This window comes from Acinetobacter sp. 24-47-67 (genome assembly GCF_056779735.1).
The window spans coordinates 45,248-65,504 of sequence record NZ_JBWYIK010000003.1; the positions used below are offsets into that span (position 1 = coordinate 45,248).

A 20,257-nucleotide genomic window follows, 5' to 3' on the forward strand; every position below is an offset into this window, starting at 1 on the left:
AAAATCAGCAAAGATTAAAGCATAAATGTTTTCCGAAGTGATGAATTTGCAATAAGAAAGTAAAATCAAATGTGAGAATTTATGAAAGATTGGAATATATAAAACGCGTATCAATGAACAGATAAAAAAGAAATAAAAAAAGAAGAAGGAGTACCTTCTTCTTTTCATCAATCTTGTGTTTTCAATTTAATCTAGTGATTTAGAACACTAGACTTTGCCTCTTGAGATAAAGCCTACAATTGCGAGAATCACTGCAATCACAAGTAAGATAATTGCGAAATCTTTAGATAAGCCTGCTACACCACCAAACCCTAGCAAACTTGCTATCAATGCAATCACTGCAAAAATAATCGCCCAACGGAACATTTTGATTCTCCATAAATTTTTATTAATGTTCATTCAGTATAAGAAAATAAACTGAGCAAAATGTATACAAAGGGTATTTTAACGTAGAGTATTGATATTCTTTAGTTAATCAACTGTAACTGAGATTGGTGAAATTTTATGAGAATTATTAGTGATATACTGACTCAAATTTTTGATATTTAGCTGAATCATGAGCACATCTTTACGCCCTGAATTTTGGAAACATTATTCACTGTTTGAAATGAACCAAGCAGAATGGGAGGCACTGTGTGATGGTTGTGGTATGTGTTGTTTGGTTAAATTAGAAGATGATGAAACCGAAGAAATCGCATATACCAAAGTGGCATGCAAACTTCTAGATTGTCAGACGGGGCATTGTTCAGATTATGAAAATCGTCAGGTGCATGTACCTGACTGTATTCATTTAACGCCTGAAAAATTACAACAAATACGATGGCTACCTTCGAGTTGTGCATATCGACGTATTAATGAAGGTAAAAAGCTACCGAATTGGCATCACTTGGTGACAGGCAATAAACAAAGTGTGATTAGTGCTCGAAAATCTGTAGCAGGTCGTTGTATATCTGAACAGCTTGTTGATGAAAATGAAATAGATGAATACATCGTGCGGTGGGTACGCTAGTACATTCAATTGCTAGACTACACATATTTTGTAATATAAAAACACTTTTAAAATGATCATTGCCGTTTAATCCTTGAGACTGATATTCAAGGATTTAAAAAGGGAAAGGCATGTTAAAAGCTGCAAAACTGATTTGGATTGTTGGTTTGAGCGGAATCATAATGGCGTGTCATGCCAATCAAAATAAAGCCACTGAAGCACAGAATCCGCAGGAATCAACAGTCAAAAACGAGAATTCAAAAGCTCAAGAACAACGATATCAAGTTGAAAAAATTGCTCAATTTAATGAACCATGGGCGATTGCAACTTTACCAAATGGTCAACTGTTAATTACAGAAAAGTCAGGCATACTTAAGTTGTTTGACCCACAATCAAAACGTAGTTTTAACGTGGCTGGTGTGCCTCAAGTTGCTTATGGCGGACAAGGTGGGTTAGGTGATGTTTCGATTCATCCTAATTTCAATAATAACGCTTGGCTATATCTCAGTTATGCCGAAGAAAAAAATGGATTGTTTGGTGCAGTGGTGATCCGAGCGAAATTGGATTTATCGAATATCGAAGCACCGAAACTGACGGATATCGAACGCATATGGGAGCAAGTCCCTAAAGTGTCGGGTCAGGGGCATTATGCACATCGTATAGTGTTTGACCAGCAAGCGAATTTATGGATTAGTTCAGGGGAACGGCAGAAGTTTCAGCCTGCACAAGATATGCAGTCTAATCTAGGTAAAATTGTATATTTGTATGATGATGGTCGTGCTCAAGAATCTAATCCATTTGCCAAACAAGGTGGTGTCTCAGCGCAGATTTGGAGTTTAGGTCATCGTAATCCTTTAGGTATGGCATTTGATCATCAAAATCGTTTGTGGGTGGCAGAAATGGGCCCTAAAGGTGGCGATGAGTTCAATCTTATTGAAAAAGGTAAGAATTATGGCTATCCAATTGTATCTAATGGTGATCACTATGATGGGAAACAGATTCCGAATCATGAAACGCGACCTGAATTCATAGCCCCTAAACTTGATTGGTCTCCAGTGATTTCACCCTCGAGTCTGATTTTTTATAAATCTAACTATTTTCCACAATGGAAGAACAAAGCCTTAATCGGTGGATTATCATCGAAAGCCATTATTGTGGTAGATCCACAATCTGAACCTGTACGAGAAATTCAGCGCTTGGATATGGGGGTTCGAGTACGAGACTTGCATGAAGCGAAGGATGGCACAATTTGGGGAATAGAAGATGGACCGCAAGCTTATTTATTCAAATTAAAAGCAAAACTCGAATCTGAGTAAAATGAAAAATGTTGAATAGTGATGGTTGTTTTGACTATTAATATTGGAATTTGACTATTACATAGTAGACTAGTCAACAGCACTTTGAGATCTATAAAAAATATGTCCGATACACAAATTCCGCTACCTGAACGCTTACGTCCACGTGATTTGTCTGAGATTATCGGACAAGATCATTTACTTGGTGAAGACGCACCTTTACGTCAAATGATTGACCAAGGACATTTACCTTCGATTATTTTTTGGGGGCCTCCAGGCGTCGGCAAGACCACCATTGCGCTATTGTTAGCTCAAGCTGTAGATCGTACTTTTATTAGCTTGTCTGCACTCAACACTGGTGTTAAAGAGCTTCGAGAAATCATTGGGGAAAGTGGTGATCTCATTGTGCCAGTGGTTTTTATTGATGAAATTCATCGTTTTAATAAATCTCAACAAGATGCCTTACTGAGCGCAGTAGAAAAAGGCAAGATTACTCTGGTTGGTGCAACCACAGAAAATCCTTCTTTTGAAGTCAATAATGCTTTGTTGTCGCGCTGTCAGGTGTATACGCTGAATGCATTATCTGAGCATGATATTCAACATTTAATTGAACGTGCACTCAAGCAAGACCAATTTCTGAAAGACCGTCATATTCATATCGAAGAATATGATGCATTAATTCAATTTGCCGCAGGTGATGCTCGTAAAGCACTCAATTTATTGGATCTCATTGCGAGCACATTTGAAGCAGATGTTGAAAATATTGTCACCAATGCCATCGTGGTGAAAGTAGCTCAACAAAATATTGCGCGATATGACAAATCTGGTGAGCAGCACTATGATTTAGTCTCAGCATTCATTAAATCAATTCGTGGAAGTGATCCTGACGCTGCACTATATTGGATGGCGAGAATGTTAAAGGGGGGGGAAGATCCAGTCTTTATTGCGCGTCGGATGTTGATAGCCGCTTCGGAAGATATTGGAAATTCTAATCCTAATGCGTTGTTATTGGCTGGGGAGTGTTTTAGGTCCGTTCAAGCGGTTGGGATGCCAGAATGCCGTATTATTTTAGGACAATGTGCAGTGTATTTGGCCACAAGCGCGAAAAGTAACAGCACTTACTTAGCAATCAATAAAGCATTAGAGTTGGCTGAACGTACGTCAAATCTTCCAGTTCCATTGCATTTAAGAAATGCTCCAACCAAGTTAATGAAAGAGCAGGGATATGGTGTAGATTACTTATATCCACATCACTATCCAGAACATTTCGTGTTGCAGGATTATATGCCTCCAGAGCTGAAAGGCACCAAATTGTACGAATCAGCTCGTAATAAGCGTGAAGTCGAAGCAGAGCGTTTACAGCAGCGACGTTGGCAGCAAGAGCAGCAACAACAATAAAAAAAAGCCCAGTTCTATAGGAAGCTGGGCGAAAAGAGATTCATCTGGTCGGCAACTACAGTCTCTCTCTTGAGCCACCAACTCCTGTAGTTGCCTGGTATAAAAATATATTAGTTGAACTTAGTAATATTGTAAAAACGATCATTTTAATAAATAGCATTAATTTATTCGATTAATGGGTGTAAATTTAAAAACACAAAAAACAATTGAGTTTTTTAATGATCAAAACCCCAGATTTGTCATCTTATTTAAATATCGATTCGATAAATTAATAGCATTACCAATGAGGAGAGAGCATTGGTAATGCGACTTAACAAAAATAATGAATGTATAACAACAATTTGAAAATATAAAAATAATATCAACAGATACAAAAAAGCCGAGTCATATGACTCGGCTTCATTTTATCTAAATTTTGATTTAGATATCAGAAAGGTCAACACCGATACGTGTCGCAACTTCTTCATAAGCTTCAACCACACCACCTAAACCTTGGCGGAAACGGTCTTTATCTAATTTTTTCTTGGTATCTTTGTCCCATAGACGGCAACCATCTGGAGAGAACTCATCACCAAGAACGATACGGTCATGGAACACACCAAATTCAAGTTTAAAATCAACTAAAAGCATGTTGCCTTGAGCAAAAAGATCTTTTAACACCACGTTTACTTGGTGCGTTAACTCTTTCATACGCTCAAGTTGTTCAGCAGTAGCCCAACCTAAAGCAATGGCTTGAGATTCATTCACCATTGGGTCGCCCAAAGCGTCATCTTTGAAAAATAATTCAAATGTAGGTGGTGTAAGTTCTAAACCTTCTTCAACACCCAAACGACGGCAAAGCGAACCAGCTGCATAGTTACGGATTACACATTCAACTGGAATCATGTTTAACTTTTTAACCAAAACTTCGTTCGGTGTTAAAAGTTTTTCGAAATGAGTTTCGATACCTGCAGCTGCAAGTTTTTCCATGATAAAGGCGTTAAAACGGTTGTTCACCTTACCTTTGCGATCTAGCTGTTCGATTTTTTCGCCATTAAATGCTGAGGCATCATCACGAAAGACTAAAATCAGGTGGTCTGCACTATCGGTTTCATAAACGGATTTAGCTTTACCAGTATAGAGCAAGGTTTGTTTTAACATGGTGGAACCTTTTTCAGAAAAAATATGCCTAGAACGACTAGGCTGGCCAGTTTTGATAAATCTGGGTTAACAGGCTCGCAGCTTTTTGTTTGTCTGCAAACGCGTTAGTTGGGGTAAACACGGCCAAGGTATGACTCGAACCTACAGATGTCAGTTTAAGCACTAAACTTTCACCATCCACTTGAATTGTCGCGGAATGGGGATTCTTAGGTTGATTGACAAAGTTGTAGTTGAGGCTACTGAGGGTGGCGATTGTGTATTGCCAAATTGTAGCAGAATTTCCGTCAATTTTGATCAACGGATTGCCATTTCCATCAGTTAAAAGTTGTGGACGACCGACAGCAGTTGATTGTTCACTCTCAACAGGATTAGAAACGGTTGGTGCCACATTAGGACGAGGTAGCTCAAAACGATTACCTCGCTTATTAACCATTTGTGGCGCATTGTCTATTGCAAGCTGTTCAACAACAGGCGCTGGATAAAGCGGTGTTGCTGGTCTAACCATTGAACCTTCAGGGAATTTAAGCGGGGCTTGTGCAGTAGATTTTTTATAATCGAGTGAACCATTATCGATACCAATCGTACTACAACCGACCATGCTGAGGGCTGAAAGGGCAAGGGGTAAACCAAAACGTAGTTGCATAGTTGTTAAACTCTTCTTTAAATAATGCTCGCAGCTTTTAATGCATCACGCAGTGAAGCTCGATATTGTTCTGCTAATGGAGTAAGTGGTAAACGGATACCTGTACCAATTAATCCCATTTCATGAAGTGCCCATTTCACAGGAATTGGGTTTGATTCACAAAATAGAATTTCGTGTAAATTTGCAACTTGATCATTAATTGCTTTTGCTTGAGCTGCATCACCCACTAAACCAGCGGCACACACTTGGCTCATTTGCTTTGGAGCAACGTTAGCGGTCACAGAAATATTACCTTTCGCACCATGCTCAATCAGTTGATATGCTGTTGCGTCATCACCTGAATAGACCACCATATCTTTGCCTTCAAGTGCTTTTAAAAGCTCAGCACCGCGAGGAACATCACCTGTTGCATCTTTAATCCCTACGATTTGAGGAATATCAGCAAGACGAACTACAGTTTCATTGCTCATATCAACGCCAGTACGGCCAGGTACGTTATAAAGAATTTGCGGTAAATCAACAGCTTCAGCAATTGCTTTGTAATGCTGATACAAGCCTTCTTGAGTCGGTTTGTTATAATATGGCGTTACTAAAAGTGCAGCATCTGCACCAAGCTCTTTAGCTTCTTTGGTAAGCTCAATCGCTTCATGCGTTGAGTTTGCGCCTGTGCCGGCAATAATTGGAATGCGTTTATTGGCTACACGAATGATTTCTTTGATCACTTGAGTGTGTTCAGCCATGCTTAAGGTCGAAGCTTCACCTGTTGTTCCCACGGCAACGATACTATTTGTACCTTGTTCAATGTGCCATTCAACAAGCTTCTCGAGACCCTTCCAATCAACAGTTCCATCTTCAAACATTGGAGTGACGATTGCGACGATTGAGCCTTGAATTACCTGAGCTTGCTGAGTAGTCATTTTAAAACACGATCCTATTTTTCCATCCAGTGAAGGTTGAGAAGCGAAGTTTGGATGGGTATGTATTTTGATTTATATCACGATCCAATATGCCTGCATACTGGATAATGCGTATGCAAATTATGAACTAAGCAACCAATAAGAACAATATGAATTCACTTCAGTCAAAAAAAAGTTTAGTTAAAACAAGTAACTTTTTTTAAAAAAAGCAATTTTAAGACCTTATGGTTAGGCATTTAAATTACAGTGAAGATAGATGTTCGTCTATGAAAGTATTGCGGATAAAAATGAAAATTCGAACTAAAATCTGATCAATTTACCCTGAATTAATAGCTTATATCACTTACATCAGATTTAAGATGTATGTATATACAGGTGAATAGACTAATAATTTTTAAATTATGTGATTATTATAATTTATAAAACGTCTTATTTTTTTTACTTAAAGGTTAAATTATTCTAATACTTATAGATTTTATAATAGATTTTTCTTGGTTTTTTCCTAAATAAAAAAAATAATTAATCGTTTTGAAGACTAGAATTTATTTTGGTTGGCAAGAGGTATGAAATTTAATCTTATTTTGATTACATTTTATTACACCATTTGATAACTCTCACTTTCATTGACTTACATAGATAATCGGGCATCGGACTCAAATGCTGATGAGTGAGGGAAGTTCAATGCAAGAATCAGTAAGTAACAAACATGCAATTTTGACGGTAGGTATCTGCTTCCTCATTGCAGTAATTGAAGGCTTAGATATTCAGGCTGCAGGTATTGCAGCTGCGGGTATTCGTGAACATTTTGGTTTAGATAGTTCACAATTAGGTGTGTTTTTTAGTGCCGGTATTTTAGGTCTGTTACCTGGGGCACTGGTAGGTGGGCGTATTGCGGACCGTATTGGTCGTAAAACAGTTTTAATTTGGTCTGTTGCTGTTTTCGCTGTATTCACTTTATGTACGGTATGGGTAAATAGTTTTAACAGTTTATTGGCTGTACGTTTCCTTGCAGGTGCAGGACTAGGTGCAGCAATGCCAATTCTCATCACTTTGGCTTCTGAAGCAGTAACCCCACAAAATCGTGGTCGTGCTGTAGGGCTAATGTACTGTGGTATGCCTGTCGGTGCTGCGATCTTATCTTTAATTGCAAGTACAGATTTCGGTGCTAATTGGAAAAATATTTTCTATCTTGGTGGTTTATTACCATTAATTGTTATACCAGTGATGATGAAATTCTTACCTGAATCTAAAGAATTTTTGAAAACGCAAAATAGAACTGAAGCTGAAATTGCAGAAGCTCCACAAGGTTCGTTTAAAGATTTGTTTAATTCACAGAATCTTCTTCGTACGATGTTCATCTGGTGTAGCTATTTCTTCACGCTCATGGTGGTTTACATCATGCTCAGCTGGTTACCTTCTCTATTCCAAGAATTAGGTTTTTCGAGAAAAGAAGGTGCGACAGCGCAATTCTACTTCATGGTAAGTGCTACTGTAGGTACTGTGATTTTAGGTGTATTAACTGACCGCTGGAAAAAAGCTTATGTGATCTTGTTAATGTACGGTGGTATTTTGGCTGGCCTTCTTGCGTTGAATGCAGCAAGCTCACTCACACAAATGTATTTGGCTTCAGCATTGGTTGGTGCTTTCGTGATTGGCTGTCAAGGTGTGCTTTACGCATTTGGTGGTATTGTGTACCCAACAGAAGTACGTGGTACAGGTGTTGGTGTAGCATCAGCAGTAGGTCGTATCGGTGCTATGCTTGGGCCAGCAATTGCAGGATCATTATTAACGGCTGGATTTGGTGCAGCAGGCGTAATCTCTGCAGCAATCCCTTGTATTATTATTTCTGCAATCTTCATGTTAATGTTGGTACGTCGTATCCAGAATTAAGACAAAAACATAGATTAAAGCCTGCTTGATGCAGGCTTTTTTTATAGAATTTTGATATCAAATTTTCAACTCAAGCAATTGTAGTTCTCTTGATCCTATGCAATAGTCCCTAACAATTTTAAAAATATTGGGAGCTAAAAGGATGTTCCAACCACAACAAAGTGCACTTATCGTTGTTGATGTTCAGAATGGATTTACCCCTGGGGGAAATTTGGCGGTAGCAAATTCAGATCAAATTATTCCAACCATTAATTCACTTGCTCGGCATTTTGACAATGTTGTCCTTACCCAAGATTGGCATCCTCAAGACCATATTTCATTTTTTGAAAATCATCCTGGAAAGTCTGCTTATGATACGATTGAATTAGCTTATGGCCGTCAGGTGTTATGGCCTTCACATTGTGTGCAGGGTACACATGATGCAGATTTTCATCCAGACTTGAATATACCCAAAGTGCAGTTGATCATTCGTAAAGGTTTTCATCCACATATTGATAGTTATTCTGCCTTTTTAGAAGCTGATCATCGAACGTCGACTGGCTTAGCAGGTTATCTGCGTGAGCGTGGAATTCGTGATGTCTTCATTGTCGGGATCGCCACTGATTTTTGTGTGGCTTGGACGGCAATTGATGCTGCAAAATTAGGTTTTAATAGTTATGTCGTGTCAGATGCGACTAAAGGCATTGATTTAAATGGTTCGTTGCAACATGCATGGCAAGAAATGCTTGCACAAGGTGTGAAACGAATTTACGCCAAAGAACTGATGACTCTCAGACACTCCGCGTAGACCATTTAAAGGTCATGGTTCAAGATCATACGTCGTTAATCCAATAAGTGAACTTTTTAAATGAAAGCCATCAATCAATTCTTGCAAAAAACCTTTGCGCTGTGGGTACTCCTTTTTGCAGGAATTGCCATGTATATGCCAGAAGCATTTATTTGGCTTAAGTCTTATATCACTTGGATGCTCGGGATTATCATGTTTGGCATGGGAATGACCCTGTCGTGGAAGGATTTTAAAAGTGTTCTCAGTCAGCCTAAGGCGGTTGCCATTGGGGTGGGTGCTCAATTTATAGTGATGCCATTATTGGCATGGGGCTTGTGCATAGCATTTCGATTACCTGCTGAAATTGCCATTGGCGTACTCCTTGTTGGATGTTGTCCCGGAGGTACAGCATCTAACGTCATTGCTTATATGGCAAAGGCAAATGTGGCTTTGTCCGTCGCGTGTACCTCAGTTTCAACGATGTTAGCACCTTTGCTGACACCATTGATTTTTTATCTCTTAGCGAGTCAGTGGATCGATATAGATGCGGTAGCAATGCTTGTATCGGTAATGCAAGTGATTTTGTTCCCTATCATTTTAGGGGTGATCGTGAGCGGTCTATTTAAGCAAAAAATAGATCGATATATCGCAATGATGCCTATGGTTTCAGTCATCGCGATTGTATTGATTGTGGCTGCGATTATTGCTGGAAGTAAAGTGCAAATTTTACAGTCAGGGTTGCTGATCCTTGCTGTTGTAATTTTACATAATGGATTAGGATATTTTATAGGTTATTGGGCTGCAAAATTATTGCAGCTTAATCAAGCAGATGCTAAAGCAGTTTCGATAGAAGTAGGGATGCAAAATTCTGGCTTAGGCGTTGCTTTAGCTGCGGTTCATTTTGCGGCAACCCCCATTACAGCACTTCCAAGTGCAATTTTTAGTTTGTGGCACAATATTTCTGGACCCGTCTTGGCAAGTTATTGGGCGACGCGTGACAAAGCTGTCCTTAAAAAAAATAAGTATGACGGTGATGTGATTAAGTAGCTGATTTTATTTCATTAACTGATCTAGAAATTCTTTTTCAGTCATGATGTGAATACCATGTTGCTTTAAAAGCGCTGCTGTAACACCGTCCGCATTTATTTTTGACCCCGAAAAAGAGCCATCATAAATCTGACCAAAACCACATGATGGACTTTTAGCTTTCAAAATCGCATGAGTAATCCCATGTTTTTTCGCAAAAGCTAAGGTCTGTTTGGCACCTAAAATAAATGCTTCGGTAACATCTTTTCCCGAAAGATCAAATACTTTTGCATGGCCACTCAAAACATCGGAGCCTGTTCCTTTTTGAATTTCAGCAGGGGCTCTGGGAGTGCTAAGTCCTCCAGAAATTTCAGGGCAGATTACGACGGCCTGATCGGTATCAATGAGCATTTTAATTTTTTGTTGAAGGCAATGTTGACCATCGTAGCGAACTGGATGTCCGACTAAACATGCACTGATAAGATATTTCATTTGATAAAAAAAAGACCGATAATTTTCATTATCGATCTTTTTAAGTGTAGATCAAATTGAATTATTCAACCGTAACTGACTTTGCTAAGTTACGCGGCTGATCTACATCGGTACCACGTAGTACAGCGACATGATAAGACAAAAGCTGCACAGGAATACTGTATACGATTGGTGATAATAGTGCTGAAACGCTCGGAACTTGAACGACGTGTTGGCGCTCTTTCTCCTTAATGCCACTATTTTCATCTGCAAATACAAACAGCTCACCACCACGTGCTTGAACCTCTTCCATATTTGATTTGAGCTTATCAAGCATGTCATCCTGAGGAGCAAGAATGACAACAGGCATATCATTATCAACTAAGGCCAATGGGCCGTGTTTCAACTCACCAGCTGCATAACCTTCAGCATGAATATATGAAATTTCTTTCAGTTTAAGCGCTCCTTCAAGCGCGATTGGGAATTGTGTTCCACGACCTAAAAATAGGCAATGTTGTTTTTCAACAAACAATTCAGATAGGCGTAAAATTTCTTTATCACATTGTAATGTGTCAAGAATCACTTTAGGTGTATGCCACAATCCAGTAATGATTTCTGTTACTTGTTCATTAGAAATCGTTTGTTTAACTTGACCGAACTTAAGCACGAGAAGCATCAAGGCAGCAAGTTGTGTGGTGAATGCTTTGGTCGACGCAACCCCAATTTCTGGACCTGCTAATGTCAATAAGCTGTAATCTGTTTCACGCACCATGGAAGATGTTGCAACGTTACAGATCGTCATCGTGGTGATATTAATATTTTTCGCTTTGGCACGTTTTTGTGTATCACGAAGAGCAGCCAATGTGTCGGCAGTTTCACCTGATTGAGAAATACACACATAGAGTGTATTGTTCACGATGACTGGAGTGCGATAGCGGAACTCACTTGCAATTTCAACTTGACAAGGTACATCAATCAGTTGTTCAAACCAATATTTTGCGATCATGCCTGCATGGTAACTGGTACCGCAAGCGATGATTTGAACTTGCTGAATCTGAGAAAAATCTTCTACAGCATTTGCAAGAAAATCATCACGTAAGTGATCGGCATTTAAGGCTTGAGAGATGGTTTGCTTGATCGCTTCAGGTTGCTCATAAATTTCTTTCAGCATGTAATGCTTATATTCACCTTTTGAAGCATTACTCACTGTCGCATCAAGTTCTTTGACAGGGCGTTCAACGCGCTCACCTTGTACATAGACTTCAATCGTATCACGTGTTAAACGCGCAATATCACCTTCTTCAAGGTATATAAAACGATTGGTAATCGGTAATAGGGCCAATTGATCAGAACTGATAAAGTTCTCACCAATTCCCACACCGATCACGAGCGGTGAACCTTCACGAACAGTGATCAATTCATTTGGGTAATCTGTATGTACGATACCGAGTGCAAATGCACCTTTGAGTTGAGGCACAACTTGTTCAACGGCTTTAAGCAGGTTAGGAGCAGACTTCAGTGCATCATGAACTAAGTGTGCAACAACTTCAGTATCTGTTTGGGATGTAAACACATATCCTAATGCTTCAAGATCATCTTTAAGCTCTTGGTAATTTTCAATAATACCGTTATGTACCACAGCGACTTGACCAGATATATGCGGATGTGCATTATTTTCTGTAGGTTTGCCATGAGTAGCCCAACGTGTATGTGCGATACCAAGCGCGCCAGTGATCGCTGCTTCTGAAACCGCTTCTTCAAGGTTGATAACTTTACCGACACGACGTTCACGTAAAACTTGACCTGCATTGATTAAAGCTAATCCCGCTGAGTCATAACCACGGTATTCAAGACGCTTTAAGCCTTCAATTAGAATATTCGTTATGCTTCGTTCTGCTACACCGCCGACGATACCACACATATTGTAATCCCCTTAATTCTTAATCTTTTGTGGACGTGGATAATTGTCTTTCACAAATTGTTTAGAGCGTTCTACGGCTAAACTATGATCATCCACATCACGAGTAATCGTCGATCCAGCACCAACTGTTGCACCATTACCAATTTTAACCGGCGCGACTAAAGAGCTGTTTGAACCTATAAAGGCTTGGTCACCAATGATCGTTTTAAACTTGTTGGCACCATCATAATTACATGTGATCGTACCCGCGCCGATATTTGAACCCTCACCCACTTCAGCATCACCTAAGTACGTAAAATGATTGGCTTTAGAGCCTAAACCAATGGTGGTGTTTTTCACTTCAACAAAGTTGCCAATGTGTACTTCATTTGCCAATTTAGCACCAGGGCGCAAACGTGCGAATGGTCCAATTTGAGTCTGCTCACCCACAATGGCTGAATCAAATACGCTATACGGTTGAACTTTCGTGCCTGCAGCAATTTTGGAGTTTTTAATTACACATCCTGCACCGATTTCGACATTGTCACCAAGTTCACATTCGCCCTCGATAATGACATTGATATCGATACGCACATCTTGACCAACCTTGAGTGAACCTCGGAGATCGAAACGACTCGGATCGATCAAATGTACACCTTGCTGCATCAGTAATTTCGCTTGGTAGTTTTGGTATTCTCTTTCCAATGCTGCCAATTGCACACGATCATTTACACCTTCAACTTCGAAAGCTAAAGCAGGTTCAACTGAAGCAATTTCGAGTCCATCGTTAATAGCCATTGCTACGATATCTGTTAAATAGTATTCGCCTTGCGCATTATTATTATTCAGACGTGGCAACCACTCGTGCAATTTGGCATTGCTTACTGCATAAATGCCAGTATTAATTTCTTGAATTAAACGTTGCGCTTCAGAAGCATCTTTATGTTCAACAATGGCTTGGATTTTACCATTTTCTCTCACGATACGACCGTAACCTGAAGCATCGTCTAGTGTAAGTGTGACTAAGCCAATACCTTTAGATTGTGTTGCTTCAAGTAATTTTTGTAATGTATCGGCTGTAATACAAGGAACATCACCGGATAAAATTAAAGAAATACCATCTTTGGGTAATACAGGTAAGGTCATTTGAACAGCGTGACCTGTACCAAGTTGTTCAGCTTGTTCAACCCAGTCAATATTTTCTGTCGAAAATGCTTGTTTAACTAGAGCGCCGCCGTGACCGAAAATAGTAATAATATTTTCAGCTTGTATTTTTTTTGCGGTTTCAATGACATGCCCTAAGAGTGGACGTCCTGCTAAAGGCTGTAATACTTTTGGTAGTTTTGAACGCATTCGCGTCCCTTTACCTGCAGCAAGAATAACAACTGTGGTTGACATACAACATCCTTTCTTTGGAGCTTGGCTTAAGCCATATCAATATAGAGATAAATTATAATACAAAGTGCTGCCCACAAACCTGCGATCAGGTCATCAAGCATAATGCCGAAACCACCGTCGACTTGACGATCAATGACGCGAATCGGCCAAGGTTTCCAAACATCAAAGAGACGGAAAAGTGCAAAACCAATCAAAAGCCATACCCAATTCATCAGACCTAGGTAGATTAAAGGTAGAAACGTGATCGATTGCCCCGCAAATTCATCCCACACAATTCGTCCGTCATCATGGACGCGCATTATATCAGCGGCTCTTCCACAAATATATATCCCAATCAATGACATAACGATTATGGCAATCGTGCTATACAAAAAACCTATTGCCATGAAAGCAGGGATAAACAACAAGGCAAAAGCTGAACCAAAAGTACCAGGTGCTTTTGGCGCTAAACCAGAACCGAATCCAACGCCACAAAAAACAATGAAACGTTCAGACCAAGTCATCGTTTTAAAATTAATTGGTTGTTTTTGCAAAGTGCTGATATCCCTGTAATTCTAGTTCTTGTGGTTGTTGATGATGATAAAAATCTAATTGCTGAGTCTCTTTTACGACACCAATCACCGTGATCGGTGTATCGCAGTGTCGAGCTTTTAATTCATCCAAGGCAGGTGAAGGAATGGTAAAACACAATTCATAATCATCACCACCTGCTAAAGCCAATTGCCATTTTTGTTGATTGGACAATGCTTGTAAGGCAGGACTAAGTGGAAGTTGATCTAAGTGTAGGTCGGCACCAACATGAGATGCTTTGAGAATATGTCCTAAATCTTGTGCTAAACCATCGGATACGTCAATCATACTATGCGCCAATCCTTTAAGCGCTTGACCGAGTTCACAACGTGGAGTGGGATAATCGAGACGTTTTTTTAAAGCATGATCGGGATATTTTAATCCGAATGCAGCATCACCGACAGTGCCGGATACACAGATTAAATCACCTGCTTGAGCACCAGAACGTGGCACGGCTTTTCCAATATCCACCCAGCCTAGAGCGGTAACTGATAATGTGAGATGTGGGCTTTGCGTTGTGTCGCCGCCAATTAAACTTACTCCAAATTGATCGCAACAATCATACAAACCCTGACTAAACCCTTTTAGCCAGTGATGATCAATTTGGGGTAGGCTCAATGCCAAGAGAATGCTTTGAGGTTTTGCACCCATGGCTGCAATGTCTGAAAGATTCACAGCTACAGATTTCCATCCAATCGCATGGGGATCTGTATCGATGGGGAAATGTCGACCAGCAACGAGGGTATCGGCACAAATGACCAATTGTTGCTGTGGAGGCGGGGTGAGCAGGGCTGAGTCATCACCGACACCTAGATCGACTGAAGAATAACTCGGTCGATTGAAATAGGTGTCAATAATAGAAAACTCAGCCATTTCAACAACAACTTATTTTGCTTGTTGCTTTTCTGCTTCACGTAGGCTTTGTGCCAAACGGTCTAATACACCATTGATGTATTTGTGACTATCTGCACCGCCGAAGTGTTTAGCCAATTCAATTGCTTCATCGAGAACGACGCGATATGGAATTTCAAGATGCTCTTTCAATTCATACGCGCCAAGACGCAAAGTAGCTAATTCAACGCCGTCCAGTGCCGAGATCTCACGATCTAGTACTGGAATTAATAACGCATCCAATGCTTCATGATTTGCAATCACTTGTGTGAGCAACTCGTGATAATAGCTGAGATCCACTTTATGCATGGCATTTTCAGCACGTGTACGTGCTTCAATTTCATGCACAGGGTTGTGGCTCATTTGCCATTCATAAATCCCTTGTACAGCAAAACGACGTGCTTTGCGTTTAGCTGCATAAGTAGCTTGGAGTGTCTGCGACATGCTTTAGATCGCCTTTAGCAAGTTAACCATTTCAATTGCAGTCAAGGCAGCTTCACCACCTTTATTACCTGCTTTTGTACCTGAACGCTCGATGGCTTGTTCAATGCTGTCTGTAGTCAATACGCCATTGATTACAGGTAAACCAGCTTCTAAACCAACAACACCAAGGCCTTTTGCACATTCACCAGCAACAAAGTCAAAGTGAGGAGTGCTACCGCGAATAACTGCACCAAGTGCAATTACCGCATCAAACTTACCAGAATTTGCGAGTTTTTTCGCCACAACCGGAAGTTCCCAAGCGCCTGGCGCGTGAACGACAGTGATATTATCGTCTTTAACACCATGTCGATGCAATGTATCAATTGCACCTTCTAATAAATGTTCAACAACAAAGCTGTTAAAACGACCAACTAGAATCGCGTAACGATCTTCGCTCGCGAGATGTAATAAACCTTCAATACGGCGAATCGCCATAGCAACCTCGATATTTAATAAGAGTTATGAATGAGAGCTCTGATCAGCTGTGATGTATTCGACCACTTCTAAATTAAAGCCAGACAATGCATTGAAGCGTAAAGGTGAGCTCAGGAGCTTCATTTTCTGTACGCCTAAATCACGTAAAATTTGTGCACCCACACCAATGGTTTGGTATTGCTGCGATAAGGCAGCATTTGACTTGGCTGGTTTTGGCGCAGTTAATGCTTCTAATGCTGGACCTAAATCAGACGGCTGACGTTGTCCAATCCATACCAAGACACCACGATCGCTTTGAGCAATTTCTTTTAAAGCACGATCTAAATTCCAAGCTGCTTCACCATCTTGCTTATTAAGCTTTAATAAGTCTCGCGCCGGATTGAAGCCATGAACGCGAACAGTCGTCACACCCTCTTCAGGTTGACCTTTAACCAATGCCAAATGAATATCAGGATTCCCGACTTCACGATAACGGTAAAGATCAAAAGTACCATACTCGGTATCGAGTTTTTGTTGATCCAAACGCTCTACCGTTTGTTCATTGGTCATACGGTAGTGAATAAGATCAGCAATTGTACCAATTTTTAGACCGTGTTTTTCAGCAAAAATTTCAAGGTCAGCACGACGGGCCATAGTCCCGTCTTCATTGATAATTTCACAAATCACAGAAGCTGGTTCAAGACCTGCAAGACGAGCTAAATCACAACCTGCTTCGGTATGACCTGCACGATGGAGCACACCACCTGGTTGTGCCATGAGTGGAAAAATATGGCCTGGCTGAACGATATCTGCAGGTTTTGCATGTGCCGCAACTGCTGTTTGAATCGTGTGCGCACGTTCTGCTGGAGAAATACCTGTAGAAATGCCATTTGCAGCTTCAATAGAAAGCGTGAAGTTTGTCCCGTGTTGAGCGCCATTCGCATCAACCATCAACGGTAAATTTAATTGTTTGCAGCGTTCACGGCTTAAGGTTAAACAAACTAAGCCACGAGCATGCGTGATCATGAAATTAATGTCTTCAGGTCGTACGTGCGTTGCAGCAATAACGAGGTCGCCTTCATTTTCACGATCTTCATCATCCATCAGGATGACCATTTTTCCTGCACGGATATCTGCTACAAGTTCTTCTACAGTATTGAGCGACATCAACCTTCACCTTTTTGTTATGTCATTCTGACATTTGAATAAATTTGTTGCGCCATAGTCTAACGCTTTTTTAGTCAGTTTGCCTATGCTTATGACTGTACCATTCAACACAGTCCAACTTACACCTTCATAGCACATTGAAAAGAGAGATAAAATTACCAAAAGAGCAATTTTGTATACAAACTAGACGCTTAGTCTAACTTTTCACGACTGTGAGCTTTAAAAAAGAAAAACCAGATTTAACTTAGCATCAAATCTGGTTTACTTATTAAAATTTAATCTAATTAAGAGCTGATTGTGCGATCCGTCGAAGAGCTTTGAGCTTTGCCTTTCAAAATTTCAGTACGGATATTTTGTGCGAGTTCGGCACAGGCTTCGTTCATACCATTAATCATGAAAGCGTGACGAGTTAACACACTGGTCGGATTCGGCATCGGAACCAATTGATAGCATTCACCAATATGCTTTAACTGATCGTGGGTCAAATATAGCGCCATTTCTTTCGCAATCAGGTGATGTGTGAGTCTTTCCGCCGCTTGTACTGAATCGAGTTGCATTGCCTCCACTGGTGCGGTTACAGCACAGCGCGTTTGCAATACGAACCGTTTATCCTCACGGTAACGCTTATAGAGTACTTCTGACAATAATTGAAACACCGAACCAATCATTAAGATGCAAGCAATCGAGTTATTCTTGAGTGAAGAAATACTGATGACAGCGCCTTGTTGATCAAAACTACGATTCACAACGATATCATCAACATTCAAATGATAATGCGCTGTACACAGTTCGATACTCTTATTTAAGAAAATTTGACATAAATTAAAATAAGGTAAAGAGACAGATTTGTTAACCGTATTAATTAATTGTTTCGGATCATAAAATTGGATATTCAGGGATAAAGCATCCTGATCTAACTGCAGAGTCGGTACTTTTGGCGTAATTGCAGCTTGTTCTTTATTTTGCTCTGGCGTATGAGGTTGTTTAGGCTGACTCTTTTCCAGTTCTAATGCTTCAGTGAGCAGCTTGATCTCATGACGTAAACGGGACTCATTATTTAATCTCGCAAGATATTCGCTACGCGTAGGGCGAGCAATGGCACGATAAGCCAACCATAATAAGCCATGAATAAAGAGTGAAGAGAGGATCGCCAGCCATTGTGTTCTTAATATTTCACCGATACTTGGTTTAACCAATGTGATTTCCACACTGCCAATTTTCTTTTCATTTTGTAGTGCATCTCGAACGAAGATTTCACCCTGACGCGTCTTAGACAAGCCTGCAGTTGCGAGAACTTGATCTCCTGTGCCAAGAATACGTATATATGCAACACTTGGATTCGTTGCATAGCGATTGGCTAATAAGGCAAGAGATACAGTATTAGCAGGTTCAAGTTCAGTTAAGCTATCTGCGACCAGTTGAGTCGTCATTAGCAAACCTTGGCTTGCACGGTTTTCATTTAATTGATGTGTCGTTGCAATAACCAATAAAAAGGTATGCAAGGCAAAACTTACAATCAGCAGGCTAGCAAATAGCCCTTGTCTAGGCGCATTCAACGTAAACTTCCAAAGAAAATTAATTCAATTTCGATTATGATTCTTACAATATTCGTAGCTCAGACCCGAGTCAATTCATGCGAGAAATCATTCTTATTTCATTTTTAGGACCTGACCAACCGAATCAGTTTACTCGATTGATGCAGGTGTTGTCCGTACATTCTTTGCAAATTTTAGATGTAGGACAAGCAGTTATCCATAACCAATTGACTCTCGGCATCGTGGTTGCTTCCGAAGACCAGACAGCAACGGCTTTGGCCATGAAGGATATTCTGATTTTAGCACACGATATTGGTCTTACTGTGCGCTTTAAACCGATCGATTCAGAAGATTATGAGCAATGGGTGAAAGAGGGTGGACGTACACGATATATCGTGACGGCATTGGCACCTGAACTTACTGCAGCACATTTGCAAGCAGTGACTAATATTGTTTCAAGTCAAGGGTTTAATATTGAAACAGTCACTCGTTTGTCTGGTCGCCCAACGTTGAATCATTTTGAAAATGAACCAAAACGTGCTTGTGTGCAATTTGGTTTGAGCGGTCAGATGTTAGATGCTGCAACGATGCGAGCGGCATGTTTAAGTTTATCAAATGACCTTAGTGTCGATGTTGCAGTACAAGAAGACACGCCGTACCGTCGTAATCGTCGTTTAGTTTGCTTTGATATGGATTCAACGCTGATCGAACAAGAAGTGATTGATGAGCTTGCAATTGAAGCAGGTGTCGGTGCACAAGTCGCAGAAATTACTGAGCGTGCTATGCAAGGTGAGCTGGACTTTCAGAGCAGTTTCCGTGCGCGTGTGGCGCTACTGAAAGGTATGGATGCTTCTGTATTGCCTAAAATTGCAGAACGTTTAACGATTACTGAAGGTGCAGAACGTCTTATTTCAACCCTGAAATCTTTGGGTTATCGTACGGCTATTTTATCTGGTGGCTTCCAATACTTCGCTGAATATTTACAAGCAAAACTTGGGATTGATGAAGTTCATGCCAATATCTTGGATGTTCAAGATGGGCAGGTCACTGGCGAAGTTAAAGGGCATATTGTGGATGGCGCTCGTAAAGCATTTTTATTAGGCCAAATTGCGGATGAAATGGGCATTTCACTTGAGCAAACGATTGCAGTAGGTGATGGTGCGAATGATTTGCCAATGCTCTCTATAGCGGGCTTGGGCGTTGCATTCCGTGCTAAACCATTGGTGCGTCAAAATGCAAATCAAGCCATCTCAAGTGTTGGTTTGGATGGTGTTCTGTACCTGTTAGGTGTACATGATAAAGATTTAAGTCGAGCTTAAAATCAAAAAAAGCTTATTAAAAAGGCGACCAAATGGTCGCTTTTTT

The 20,257-nt window shown here is 40.3% G+C and carries 20 protein-coding genes; 7 read left to right on the plus strand and 13 right to left on the minus strand.

The window, feature by feature from the left end; all coding sequences use genetic code 11:
• Positions 1 to 207: 207 nt before the first annotated feature.
• Positions 208 to 366 carry a DUF1328 domain-containing protein gene (locus AC1M9K_RS05775; RefSeq protein WP_035264869.1) on the minus strand — a complete coding sequence of 53 codons (159 nt, stop codon included), beginning with the start codon at positions 364 to 366 and terminating at the stop codon, positions 208 to 210.
• A gap of 190 nt (positions 367 to 556) precedes the next feature.
• Between AC1M9K_RS05775 and AC1M9K_RS05780 the strand changes: the two genes are divergently transcribed.
• From AC1M9K_RS05780 to AC1M9K_RS05790, 3 genes are all read left to right on the plus strand, one after another.
• Positions 557 to 1,009 (plus strand): YcgN family cysteine cluster protein, encoded by a 453-nt coding sequence (locus AC1M9K_RS05780; protein ID WP_481588760.1) that lies wholly within the window; start codon positions 557 to 559, stop codon positions 1,007 to 1,009.
• A gap of 110 nt (positions 1,010 to 1,119) precedes the next feature.
• Positions 1,120 to 2,304 (plus strand): PQQ-dependent sugar dehydrogenase, encoded by a 1,185-nt coding sequence (locus tag AC1M9K_RS05785; protein WP_481588761.1) that lies wholly within the window; start codon positions 1,120 to 1,122, stop codon positions 2,302 to 2,304.
• A gap of 102 nt (positions 2,305 to 2,406) precedes the next feature.
• Positions 2,407 to 3,681: a replication-associated recombination protein A gene (locus tag AC1M9K_RS05790; RefSeq protein ID WP_092766586.1), complete on the plus strand. Its 1,275-nt coding sequence runs from the start codon at positions 2,407 to 2,409 to the stop codon at positions 3,679 to 3,681.
• A gap of 420 nt (positions 3,682 to 4,101) precedes the next feature.
• Here the strand turns inward: AC1M9K_RS05790 and purC are convergent, their stop codons facing one another.
• Genes purC through dapA form a run of 3 tightly spaced genes read right to left on the minus strand, consistent with a single transcriptional unit; the run spans position 4,102 to position 6,381 of the window.
• Positions 4,102 to 4,821 (minus strand): phosphoribosylaminoimidazolesuccinocarboxamide synthase, encoded by a 720-nt coding sequence (gene purC, locus AC1M9K_RS05795; RefSeq protein WP_092766585.1) that lies wholly within the window; start codon positions 4,819 to 4,821, stop codon positions 4,102 to 4,104.
• A 37-nt stretch (positions 4,822 to 4,858) separates the two neighbouring features.
• Positions 4,859 to 5,464 carry a lipoprotein-34 precursor (NlpB) gene (locus AC1M9K_RS05800; protein ID WP_092766584.1) on the minus strand — a complete coding sequence of 202 codons (606 nt, stop codon included), beginning with the start codon at positions 5,462 to 5,464 and terminating at the stop codon, positions 4,859 to 4,861.
• Positions 5,465 to 5,481: 17 nt separating this feature from the next.
• Positions 5,482 to 6,381, minus strand: a complete 900-nt coding sequence (gene dapA, locus AC1M9K_RS05805; RefSeq protein WP_179999608.1) for a 4-hydroxy-tetrahydrodipicolinate synthase — start codon at positions 6,379 to 6,381, stop codon at positions 5,482 to 5,484.
• A 681-nt stretch (positions 6,382 to 7,062) separates the two neighbouring features.
• On the opposite strand from dapA, the gene mhpT reads away from it, so the two are divergent.
• The 3 genes from mhpT (at position 7,063) to AC1M9K_RS05820 (ending at position 10,084) form a co-directional block, all read left to right on the plus strand.
• Entirely contained in the window at positions 7,063 to 8,271 is a 1,209-nt protein-coding gene (gene mhpT / locus AC1M9K_RS05810; protein WP_035264856.1) for a 3-(3-hydroxy-phenyl)propionate transporter MhpT, read from the plus strand.
• Between the two features lie 142 nt (positions 8,272 to 8,413).
• The gene (gene pncA / locus AC1M9K_RS05815) at positions 8,414 to 9,058 is read left to right on the plus strand and encodes a bifunctional nicotinamidase/pyrazinamidase (protein ID WP_481588762.1); all 645 of its coding nucleotides are present in this window, start codon (positions 8,414 to 8,416) and stop codon (positions 9,056 to 9,058) included.
• A gap of 60 nt (positions 9,059 to 9,118) precedes the next feature.
• Entirely contained in the window at positions 9,119 to 10,084 is a 966-nt protein-coding gene (locus tag AC1M9K_RS05820) for a bile acid:sodium symporter family protein (RefSeq protein ID WP_481588763.1), read from the plus strand.
• A gap of 6 nt (positions 10,085 to 10,090) precedes the next feature.
• Here the strand turns inward: AC1M9K_RS05820 and AC1M9K_RS05825 are convergent, their stop codons facing one another.
• The 9 genes from AC1M9K_RS05825 to AC1M9K_RS05865 all read right to left on the minus strand — a co-directional run bounded on the left by AC1M9K_RS05825 (position 10,091) and on the right by AC1M9K_RS05865 (position 18,913).
• Positions 10,091 to 10,555: a 2-thiouracil desulfurase family protein gene (locus AC1M9K_RS05825; protein WP_481588764.1), complete on the minus strand. Its 465-nt coding sequence runs from the start codon at positions 10,553 to 10,555 to the stop codon at positions 10,091 to 10,093.
• Between the two features lie 61 nt (positions 10,556 to 10,616).
• A complete protein-coding gene (gene glmS, locus AC1M9K_RS05830; RefSeq protein WP_035264843.1) occupies positions 10,617 to 12,455 on the minus strand; it encodes a glutamine--fructose-6-phosphate transaminase (isomerizing) in 1,839 nt (612 codons plus the stop codon).
• Between the two features lie 12 nt (positions 12,456 to 12,467).
• Positions 12,468 to 13,832: a bifunctional UDP-N-acetylglucosamine diphosphorylase/glucosamine-1-phosphate N-acetyltransferase GlmU gene (glmU, locus tag AC1M9K_RS05835; protein ID WP_035264841.1), complete on the minus strand. Its 1,365-nt coding sequence runs from the start codon at positions 13,830 to 13,832 to the stop codon at positions 12,468 to 12,470.
• Positions 13,833 to 13,858: 26 nt separating this feature from the next.
• Entirely contained in the window at positions 13,859 to 14,335 is a 477-nt protein-coding gene (locus AC1M9K_RS05840) for a phosphatidylglycerophosphatase A family protein (RefSeq protein WP_481588848.1), read from the minus strand.
• 10 nt (positions 14,336 to 14,345) lie between these two features.
• Positions 14,346 to 15,275: a thiamine-phosphate kinase gene (gene thiL, locus AC1M9K_RS05845; protein WP_481588765.1), complete on the minus strand. Its 930-nt coding sequence runs from the start codon at positions 15,273 to 15,275 to the stop codon at positions 14,346 to 14,348.
• A gap of 12 nt (positions 15,276 to 15,287) precedes the next feature.
• Complete coding sequence (nusB, locus tag AC1M9K_RS05850; RefSeq protein WP_035264834.1) at positions 15,288 to 15,737, minus strand: transcription antitermination factor NusB; 450 nt, start codon at positions 15,735 to 15,737, stop codon at positions 15,288 to 15,290.
• Positions 15,738 to 15,740: 3 nt separating this feature from the next.
• Positions 15,741 to 16,211, minus strand: coding sequence for a 6,7-dimethyl-8-ribityllumazine synthase (ribH, locus tag AC1M9K_RS05855; RefSeq protein WP_035264832.1), 471 nt, complete (start codon positions 16,209 to 16,211; stop codon positions 15,741 to 15,743).
• Between the two features lie 24 nt (positions 16,212 to 16,235).
• Entirely contained in the window at positions 16,236 to 17,357 is a 1,122-nt protein-coding gene (ribBA, locus tag AC1M9K_RS05860) for a bifunctional 3,4-dihydroxy-2-butanone-4-phosphate synthase/GTP cyclohydrolase II (protein WP_035264829.1), read from the minus strand.
• Positions 17,358 to 17,641: 284 nt separating this feature from the next.
• Positions 17,642 to 18,913, minus strand: a complete 1,272-nt coding sequence (locus AC1M9K_RS05865) for a hypothetical protein (RefSeq protein WP_092766563.1) — start codon at positions 18,911 to 18,913, stop codon at positions 17,642 to 17,644.
• Positions 18,914 to 18,990: 77 nt separating this feature from the next.
• Between AC1M9K_RS05865 and serB the strand changes: the two genes are divergently transcribed.
• Positions 18,991 to 20,211: a phosphoserine phosphatase SerB gene (gene serB, locus AC1M9K_RS05870; RefSeq protein WP_035264823.1), complete on the plus strand. Its 1,221-nt coding sequence runs from the start codon at positions 18,991 to 18,993 to the stop codon at positions 20,209 to 20,211.
• Positions 20,212 to 20,257 lie beyond the last annotated feature (46 nt).